Annotated in this window: 8 protein-coding genes and 1 pseudogene; 1 reads left to right on the top strand and 8 read right to left on the bottom strand. The window is 70.1% G+C overall.

What is annotated here, in order from left to right; genetic code table 11:
• Window positions 1-48 precede the first annotated feature (48 nt).
• From LDL48_RS32055 to LDL48_RS32065, 3 genes are all read right to left on the bottom strand, one after another.
• A complete protein-coding gene (locus LDL48_RS32055) occupies window positions 49-324 on the bottom strand; it encodes a hypothetical protein (RefSeq protein ID WP_504786268.1) in 276 nt (91 codons plus the stop codon).
• Window positions 325-372: 48 nt separating this feature from the next.
• A complete protein-coding gene (locus LDL48_RS32060) occupies window positions 373-825 on the bottom strand; it encodes a hypothetical protein (RefSeq protein WP_225258873.1) in 453 nt (150 codons plus the stop codon).
• 531 nt (window positions 826-1,356) lie between these two features.
• A complete protein-coding gene (locus LDL48_RS32065; RefSeq protein ID WP_255629547.1) occupies window positions 1,357-2,526 on the bottom strand; it encodes an IS110 family RNA-guided transposase in 1,170 nt (389 codons plus the stop codon).
• A 280-nt stretch (window positions 2,527-2,806) separates the two neighbouring features.
• Between LDL48_RS32065 and LDL48_RS32070 the strand changes: the two genes are divergently transcribed.
• Window positions 2,807-3,355: a DinB/UmuC family translesion DNA polymerase gene (locus LDL48_RS32070; RefSeq protein WP_225258874.1), complete on the top strand. Its 549-nt coding sequence runs from the start codon at window positions 2,807-2,809 to the stop codon at window positions 3,353-3,355.
• Between the two features lie 170 nt (window positions 3,356-3,525).
• On the opposite strand, the pseudogene LDL48_RS32075 reads toward LDL48_RS32070, so the two are convergent.
• From LDL48_RS32075 to LDL48_RS32095, 5 genes and pseudogenes are all read right to left on the bottom strand, one after another.
• Window positions 3,526-3,872: pseudogene (locus LDL48_RS32075) on the bottom strand (histone-like nucleoid-structuring protein Lsr2).
• Entirely contained in the window at window positions 3,869-4,342 is a 474-nt protein-coding gene (locus tag LDL48_RS32080) for a serine integrase family protein (protein WP_372472225.1), read from the bottom strand. Before LDL48_RS32080 ends, LDL48_RS32075 begins: the two are co-directional and overlap by 4 nt.
• Window positions 4,343-4,887: 545 nt before the next feature.
• A complete protein-coding gene (locus tag LDL48_RS32085; protein ID WP_225258876.1) occupies window positions 4,888-5,292 on the bottom strand; it encodes a CAP domain-containing protein in 405 nt (134 codons plus the stop codon).
• Between the two features lie 286 nt (window positions 5,293-5,578).
• Window positions 5,579-8,155: a hypothetical protein gene (locus LDL48_RS32090; RefSeq protein WP_225258877.1), complete on the bottom strand. Its 2,577-nt coding sequence runs from the start codon at window positions 8,153-8,155 to the stop codon at window positions 5,579-5,581.
• Between the two features lie 4 nt (window positions 8,156-8,159).
• Window positions 8,160-8,783, bottom strand: coding sequence for a response regulator transcription factor (locus tag LDL48_RS32095; RefSeq protein WP_225258949.1), 624 nt, complete (start codon window positions 8,781-8,783; stop codon window positions 8,160-8,162).
• Window positions 8,784-9,106 lie beyond the last annotated feature (323 nt).

Consider the following 9,106-nt stretch of genomic DNA (forward strand, 5'->3'; position numbering starts at 1 on the left):
CAACCACCGCCGACGCCACTCAGCACTGGGCTACCGCAGCCCCGCCGACTACGAACGAACCCTGGAAACCGTTACGCTGCAGCAGAGCGCGGCATAACCCGGTGTCCACATCCCGGGGGGAAGCTCAGTTCCGGTGTCGGTCTCCCGTAGCTGCCGATCCTGTCCCAGGATGCCAGCTTTCAGGAACGCCTTCACCAGGGTCAGCACGCGCTTGTCCGCGATGCGTGCCCGCGCTCGGTCCATCAGGGCCGGATGCGAGATTTCATCGAAACACGCCGTGATATCGCCTTCGACCACCCACTCGTAGGAGTGACTGGCAAGCATGCGAGCCTCGGCGATTGCGTCGTGTGCCCGGCGCCCGGGGCGGAACCCTTAGGAACACGGGAGGAAGTCCGCCTCGAATATCGGCTCCAACACCAGTTTCCGGGATGCCTGGACCACCCGGTCGGCTGTGGTGGGGATGCCCAGCCGACGCAGCTTGCCGCCCGTCTTCGGGATCATCCTCTCCCGGACCGGAACCGGTTGGAAGCTGCGCTGTTTCACCTGCTGGCGCAGCTGGGCGAGGAACACCTCGACCCCTTGCTCGGCCTCGATGTAGCGGGCGGTCTTGCCGTCCACTCCGGCCGTGCGCGACCCTTTGTTCCCCCGCACCCGATCCCACGCCACCACGAGGAAGGCGGGATCGGCGACGAGATTGTAGAGATCATCGAACCGGTGCTGAGGGTCACCGGTCGCCCATCGGTGCAGCTTGGTTTGGATCTCCAGTACCCGGTGCTCGGCCGTCAGGAACGACGGCCATATCAGCTCCGGTGCGTCGGTATTCACCAACGGCCTCCTGACATTCCAGTGTCCTTGCTGCTGACTTGCTGGTCTCCTTCGCCATGTGCGCCGCTCTCCGGCGCTCGGACTACTACGAGACCTCCGTCCCACCCCATGGCCCTCGGTCGGCAACGGACCTGCCCGCCGCCCGGCTGGAGGCCGGGCGGGTAGGGCGACCCGAGGTGGTTCCCACGTTCACCACGCGATCGATCGGTCAGGGCGGCGTCCAGCTCTACTCCGGCAACATCCCCGCGGCTACGCCGCATACATTCACCACGGTCACCCAACCTGCGTCCGAGGGCGTCGGCCGGGAGGCGGCTTCTCCGCAAAACAGGAACCGCGCGCTGCGTCCGGCCCAGATCCACCAGGTTCGAGCCGGTACTACGCTTACGGAGCTTCAACCACTGGTTCACTCTCGTTACACCTTCTGACCTCGCTTGCCGAACCCGGACCGTCTGGCAGTTCCGATCCGTCTCGGCGTTGTCGGGGCTGCTTTCCACCCTCCCCGGCGTTCCCCGGCTCAGGCTGCCCCCAGCTTCACTTCGCTACTGCGACAGCGAAGAGGTGGTGGTCTCTCACCTCCACTCGATCGTGCAGCGCCTCGTGGCGCACTTTGCGGTCGTAGTAGGCCCGGCTGGCCGGGTCGGCAAGTGCGGCGAACGCGGACAGGAAGAACGCGCGTTTCAGCTGCTTGTTACCGCTCTTGGGTGGGTGCTCACCGCGGATGCTGGTGCCCGAGCGGCGGGTCACCGGGGCGAGTCCGGCGTAGGCGGCCAGGTGCCCGGAGGTGGGAAACGCGGCGACATCGCCGACTTCGAGCAGGATCCGGGCTGCGGTCCTGACCCCGACACCAGGCATCGAGATCAGGACCTCGGCAAGAGGGTGAGCATCAAGCGTCTCCTCAACTTGGCCGGCGACCTGGTCGCGTTGTTTGAGCAGCTCCCCCAGGCTGTCCGCCAGCTTCGGCAAGATGGTCTCGGCCGCGATGGTGCCGGGAACGACCACCGTCTGGGCGTCCAGAGCGGTGAAGATCTGCTCGACGAGGCGGACACCCATGCGGGGTGCACGCGGTTTGACGATCTCGGCGAGTTTCGCCCGGCCCGCCTTGCGCAGCCCGGCCGGGCCACCGCACCGCGACAACGCTTCGAGGACGGCCGGGTGCTGGACTTTCGGGCCCAGGACCCGTTCCAGGGGCGGGTGGATCTGGGTGAGCAGACCGCGGATCCGGTTGCTGATGCGGGTCACCTCACCGGCGAGGTCGTCGTCGTAGCCGACCAGCATCTCCAGCTCGGCGAGGGTGTCATCGCCGGCGTCTACCCGGCGCAGGGTGTGCGGCAAGGTGCGGGCGGCGTCGGCGATCACGTAGGCGTCGCGGGCGTCGGTCTTCGCGGTGCCCGGGTGCAGGTCAGCGAGTCGGCGCATGACCAGGCCGGGCAGGTAGGCGATCTGGTGCCCGCACGCTCGGGCGACCGCGACCGGCAGCGCGCCGATCGAGGCGGGCTGGTCGACCACGGCCAGGATCCGGCCGTGCCGGCCGAGTTTGTCGAACAGTTTCCGCAGCCCAGCCTCAGTATTCGGCAACGCCGCGTCGTGCAGCCGTTTGCCCGCCGGATCCAGCGCGACCGCGTGATGATCGGTCTTCCCGACGTCCAAGCCCAGGAACACGCCGTACTGGTTGTGCACGCTTTCGTCTCCCGCGATGTCCATCATGGGCTCGGCCGCTGGTCCGAGCGTCGGACTGCCAGCAGCCACGTTACGGAGAGACCTACCCAGGATCGGGTGGCCGGGTCCCTATCAGCGGTCCGCCGACGCACCCGGCCCGGCGACAACACCCCCCGGATCATGCGTACGACAGGGGCAGTAAGTCATACCGGACCGAGCGACCGAGCAGTCCCCGGCTGGGGACGATCAAAAAGGTAACGGGTTGTATCGGCTGGCGCGTGGCGATGATTCCCGTCCGGTTGAGGGGGAGCGGGAGGCGAAGTCGGTGTCGGCGGAGGAGACGTTCGACGTCGACGTGAGCGATCCGGTGCGGTTGAACCGGGAGGTCGAGCTGCTCGCGGCCCGGGTGGGCGGGCGGCTTCGCACCGGTGGGGTGTCCGGCCGCACGGTCAGTATCAAAGTGCGTCACCATGACTTCACCACTATCACCCGGTCTACGACGCGGGAGCAGCCCACCGACGATGCGCGGTTGGTCGCCCAGTTGGCCCGCCGGTTGCTCGCCGGCGTCGACACCTCCGCCGGGGTGCGGCTGCTCGGGGTCGCGGTCACCACTCTGGCCGACTTCGCGCAGGACGAGCTGTTCACCAGCACCACGCCTGCCGAGTCCGAGCCGGCCGCAGACGTGGCCGGGGAGGAGGCGGAGCCGGTCGGGGTCGAGGACCCGGTGGCCGTCGGGTGGCGGCCTGGGCAGGACGTCCGCCACGACCGTCATGGGTCGGGCTGGGTGTGGGGCCGGGGCCTGGGCCGGGTCACCGTGCGGTTCGAGGGACCCACCACGCCGCCCGGACCGGTACGCACCCTTCGCCGCCGATGATCCGCACCTGCACCCCGCCGACCCGCCGGATTGGACCGCACTAGCAGATCAACAGGGATGATTCGCGGGCCGTAGCCCTGCGTCTCGCCGGACGTGGCTCCTGCGAATGCACGACGGCGTTCGCAAGAGCCATGCGAAGGAGGTTTGCGTGGCCTCGCCCGCGAGGTTGGTCAGCGCGCCTTGTGGAACGCTTCGACGACCGAGCTGGGGATGCGACCTCGTTCGGAAACCTCGTAGCCGCTTTGGTGGCCCCTTCCCGGATGGCCTGATTCTGGTCTCGGTTCGCCCGCCCGGACGGTGCGGCGCCGGCACCGCGGGACGAAATGCGGCCGCCATTTCTGCGGCCGACCCGCGACGCGACCGTCAGGTACGGGTCGAGCGCCTTGCGGAGCTTCCCGGCGTTCTTCTCCGACAGATCGATGGTGTAGTTCACGCCGTCGAGACCGAACTCCACCGTGCGGTCCGCCTCGCTGCCGTCGAGGTCGTCGGTCAGTAAGGTCACAATCTGCTTCGTCATGGTGTGGGCACCCCCGAAGAGTCATGAGGCATCCCGTGAATGCCTCCACTGGAATAGATCTCCGTGACGCTGCGCCCGGCCAGCCGCTGCTCGTACATCCACCGCACGTGCTTTGCGGTCACCGGGTCAGCAGCGAGTCGATGCCGGCGCCGTCCCCATCCGGCGTGCTGCGGGTTCGGGTGCGGACCCGCATCCTCGAGGCGGTACCCGTAGGGTGGGCGGACGCCCACGAACCGGCCCTCCTGCACCACCTGGACCCGCATTGCCTCGCTGACTCGGAACCGGCTTTTGAGGACCTCGGAGCGGGCGCGGTGCCCGAGCAGCATGACGAAGGCCCGATGCACCGGGTCGCTGTGGTCGTAGGGGCCGGCGAGTTCTGGCAGCCACAGCGTGATGTTGTGCCGTTGGAAGAACGGTGCCAGCCGTAACAGTTGCCGACCGCTGAACGCCCGATCGAACTCGCCGACCACGATCGCGTCGAAGTCCCGGTCCGGCCGGGTGATTGCCTGTAGCAGGGCGCGGGCTTGAGGGCGTGCGTGCCAGTCGAGACTGCGGGAAGGCCGGGATCGAAGAACTCCCGCACGATCGTGCCGGTCCCGGCGATGGTGCGTTCGCCGCTGTGCCGCTGCCACCGGTACGAGGTGGTGCTCTCCTGCCGATCCGGGGTCGAGACCCGTCCGTAGAACGCGAACCGCAGCAGCACTACGCAGGACGCAACGTCAGGCTTGGATGTGGCGGAGGTGGCGGTGTACAGCCACTGCTGGGAGGCTGCCGGGTGCTGAAGCAGCCACGATGAAGGTTATGGCCTTTCGTAGAACCGGTTCGCGAGACCATAGTGGAAGGTGGTCTGGCGTCGGGGGGCCGGGACGAGCGGGCGACGATCGATGGCGTCCGCGGTCACCGTCGGCGGAGTCTTCCGATGCGGACTGCCGCAGACGAGTTCCGCGAGTGCCGAGCCCGATACGCCAAGGTACAGAGTCAAGCTGCAAGCGCTGGCCACAGCGCAACGGCTCAATCAGCCGGGTACGGCGAAGTTTTGGGTCCACACCAGCACGCCCCGCTTGTCGTCGGCGACACCGACCCCGATCTGCGTGTACTCGGGGCCGAGGATGTTGGCCTTGTGCCCCCGGCTGTGCATCCAGGCCGTCATGACCTGCCGGGCGTTCTCATGCCCCCACGCGATGTTCTCGCCGACGAGCGCGAAGACGTACCCGGTCAGCGCCACCCGGTGCCCCGCCGTCGTGCCCTCCGGCGAGTGGTGGCTGAAGTAGCCGCGGGCCGCCATGTCCGCCGAATGTGCCCGGGCGGCCTCGGCCAGCAGCGGGTCCGTGGTGAGCCGCGGGAGGCCCGCCTTGCGCCGTTCCTCGTTGACGATGCTCGCAACTCGGCGCTCCAGGTCGACGCGGATCAGGGAACGCATGGTGCGTTTCGAACGAACCAGATCCCGGCTAAGCGGAGGCTCGTGCACACCTCAAAGTGCACGACCGTCCGGTGAGGACTGGCACCGTACCGGCCGGGGGCGGGATGCAGCAGCAGGGTGCGTGCGCGGCGGCTGGTGAGTTCGTGGTCGTACCGGGTGCGGCCCGCCGCGGGACCGCTGTGGTCGTCCCAGTGCCGGACCCAGCCGTGGCTGCCCCGGAGCTGCCACATCACCGTACGAGCCGGCGCGGAGACGTCCCAGCCCCAGGTGAAGGCCTCGACCGCCGTCATCGGCGGAGTCCCGGAACGGTCTGGAAGCGGCTCGCGGCGGCCGCGCCCACCCGGGTGAAGGTCCCGGCCCTGCCGGCCCGTTCCATCGCCCGGCTGAGCGAGTTGAGGGCGAGGTCGTCTAACGGCACCCGGCCGCGGTCCGGCTCGTCGGCGGCCAGTTCGCGCAGCAGCAGCCGGCCGCGCACCCCCGGGCCGGGCAGTACGGCGTCCAGCACCTTGAAGCTGGTGCCGGGCAGGAACACCACCCGCGACTCGGCCCAGTGGTCGTCGTCGGGCTCGAGCAGCCGGGTCCGCCGGGCGGTCATCGACCAGATCAGCACGTCGACGTCGCCGAGGAGGTTCAGCGGCGGATCGGTGAGCGCGTGCGTGAACCCCCAGTCGGTGAGCACGCCGCGGTCGCGGATCCGCGCGACGTCTTCGGCCGGCAGCTCGGCCACCAGCGAGGTGGCGCCGCGGTGCGAGGGCAGGCGGCGTAGGCCGGCGGCGACGCATCGGGCGAACGGGACCTGCGGGCCCACGTCACCGTCGCGGAGGGCCTCGTCGAGACGGTCACCCACCGCGGACAGATACAGGCGTACGGCCACCGCGTCGACCATCGTCTCGGGAGCGGCCTGGAACCCGGGGTGCTCCGACAGTACCCGCGACACCGAACTCGCCGCGGCGTCGAACTCCCCGCTGAGCGCTCCGCGCAGCCATGCCCGTTCCTCGGCGAGCCCGGCAGGGGTGGGCAGGCCCCGCGCGTCGGGATCGGGCTCGACCTGGAAGCCCATCGGGTCCCGCGGCCGGGCCCGGTCCAGCGCGACCAGGACGCGCTCCGCGGTGTCCGGGGGCGGCACCGGGGGCTCGCTGTGCCGCCGAGGGCGGTGGGCCGTCGGTGCGACGCGAAACGGCAGCGCGTTCTCGTCCGGTTCCCGGGCTTGCGGCATCGGGACGGGATCCGCGGCGTGCGGCGGTGCGGCGGGCTCAAGCCGGGCCCGGTTCGGCGCCGCAGAGAGGACCGCCGGCGAGACCGGAGCGACGGGCTCCTCCCAGAGCGGGCTTTCCGCGACACGGCCGGCTCCCGGCGGGGGGAGAACGCGCGAGGGAAGGTCATGGGTCTCGGGCGCCTTAGGCGCCGAAGCGGGAGCGGGAGCGGACTGCATATTCCCGCCGGCGCGGCCCCGAGGGCCGGAACCCAGCGACTTGACCTCGGGCGCCGGCACTGCGAGGCCGGTCACCTCCCCGGCGGGCGGCGCGACGGCGGCCAGCGCCTCGTCAAGGGCCAGGTCGGCGGCGCTGAAGCGGTAGGTCAGGCCGTCGGTCAGCTCGCCGGCCGCCGAGGCGACCCGCGGGGTGGCGGGTACCAGCGCGGAGGCGAGGTGCAGCGTGCAGCGGTCGCGGGTGGCGGGGTCGAGCCGGGCGGCGAGGTCCTCGGCGAGTTCGCGCAGTCTCGCCACCCGGGCGGGCTCCGCGTCGTCGACGATCAGCGCGTGGTGCCGGGGGTTCGCGACGCGGGCGCGGATGCGGTCGGCGTACCGGGGGACGGCCGCGTCGCGCAGCCACAGTCCGGATTGGACGATCTCGACCACGGCATCGTCGGCGTAGCGGTAGACGCGCGGGCCGGCCGCCTCGCCGAGCATCGTCGGCGCGCGGTAGCTGAGGATCTGCGGCAGGGGGGTGGGCAAGTTCGCTCCGGCACGCGGCAGGTAGCCCAGCTCGCGGACGAGGACTTGCCAGCCCAGGGCGCCGTCGTCGTCGACGGTGTGGATGCGGGGGCGTTCGGGTTTGCCCACCGGTACGCCAGTGAAGCAGGCGATCCGCGTCTCCAGCAGATCGGCGAGGGCCTGGCCCAGCACCTCCCCCTCGGGCAGCTGCACGGGTCCGTACTGGACGAAGCGCGCCTGGCCCCGGCCCTCGCCGCCGATGGCGCGCCAGAACCGGGCCACGTCGTCGAGCGGCAGCGGAGGGGTCCCGGGACAGCCCAGCACGACGGTGAAGGCGTGCGGCTGGCACGGTACGGACGACGCCAGCATCTGCCAGTGCGCGCGTACCGAGGCATCGTCCCGTCCGTCCCGGATCCACACGCCGGCCGGCAGCGGCTCGACGGCGCCGTGGGCGCTGGTGGGCAGGAACTCGGCGGCGGCCACGTCCCAGTCCGGGCGGGGATAGCGCTTCGCCTCCCAGCGCGGCGGCCGTCTCGGGTTGTACCGCAACCAGCCGCTGCCCTCGGCGGCGTGCACGAAGAGCGTTCCGGAGGAACCGCGGATCATCTGACCGTACGGCGCCACGACGGGGCAGCCGAGGCGGTCGGACAGCCACTGCCCGGCGAGGACAGAGGTGTCCTGGCGGGCACCGCAGACGATTAGCCGGATGCCACCGCGGCGGCGCCTGTGCAGGGCACCCGCCACCGACTCCCAGATGCCGGCGGGCAGGTCGTCGTGCAGGTCGAGGACGACGATCTCGTTCTCCGCGTCGTGCGCCACGGCCAGCGCCAGGGACTGCGCCTCGGAGCTGATCCGTTCGCGGGCGTGCAGGACGAGCGCATTGCCGACGGTGTGCTTGCCGATCGTGACGGTGGGCGCCGAGCCGCGCATCTCGTCAGATCATGCCGGCGCGCAGCGCGTACGCGACCGCGTGCGAACGGTTGCGCAGCTTGAGCCGGTGGGTTGCGCCGTAGATCACGTTCTTCACCGTCCGCTCGGAGTAGCACAGCTCGCCGGCGATCTCGTTGGTGTCCAGGCCGTCGGCCATGAGGCGGAGCATGTCGACCTCACGGGGGGTGAGGTCGGAGGCGTTGAGGCCGTTCGGGGTGAGCACGTCGCGCCGCAGCCGCTCGATGTGCTTCAGCAGTTCCCCGACGAGGTTCGAGGGCATGACGCCGCCGCCCTTGGCCGCGGTCAGGACGCTCTGCACGAGCCACTCGGCGGTGACGGTGACCCGGGGCAGGATCGCGACGACCCGGCACTCGACCGCGGTGAGCAGATCGCTCTCGGTGATCTCGTTGATGATGAGTACCACCGGGGGGCCGATCTCGGCCGCCGAGCGGCGCAGCGTCGCGACTACATCGGTGTTGAGCCGGTCACAGGAGACGACGAGGACCTTGGCCTTGGCGCGCGCACTGCTGCGCAGCAGTGTCAGCTCCGGCCGAGACTGCAGATAGCTCGCGATGCCGGCCTGACTGAGCGGGTCGGAAGCCTGCAGGGCAACCCGAACCTGTTCCACTACTGCCTCCGCTTTGATCGTCATGGCGGGGCAAGTATGGCGGAAGCACCATCAGAAGGTCTCCACGCCTTCTCCAGATTGCCTGAATCTCGTGAAGGTCTGGACATCAGCGCAGGTCATCGCCGATCAATACGACTGATGGCCCCGCGCGAACCGGGTCGATGACCAGGCGACCCTCGGCGGCGAGCGTCAGGGAAGCTCGCCGGCGAAGGGCGCTGACGATTCTGCATCAGGCGGCACCCCGGAAATCCACCAGGCACGGCGGCCCATCGGAAGGCATCGCGCGCCGGAATGCCCTGGCGGCCAGCCTTCCTTGCCCGCGG

The organism is Jidongwangia harbinensis (assembly GCF_020216025.1).
Taxonomy (GTDB): Bacteria; Actinomycetota; Actinomycetes; order Mycobacteriales; family Micromonosporaceae; genus Actinoplanes; species Actinoplanes harbinensis.

Coding starts and splice junctions, on each gene's coding strand:
- LDL48_RS32055 (WP_504786268.1), bottom strand. CDS start 324: ATGCTTGCCAGTCACTCCTACGAGTGGGTGGTCGAAGGCGATATCACG.
- LDL48_RS32065 (WP_255629547.1), bottom strand. CDS start 2,526: ATGGACATCGCGGGAGACGAAAGCGTGCACAACCAGTACGGCGTGTTC.
- LDL48_RS32085 (WP_225258876.1), bottom strand. CDS start 5,292: ATGCGTTCCCTGATCCGCGTCGACCTGGAGCGCCGAGTTGCGAGCATC.
- LDL48_RS32090 (WP_225258877.1), bottom strand. CDS start 8,155: ATGCGCGGCTCGGCGCCCACCGTCACGATCGGCAAGCACACCGTCGGC.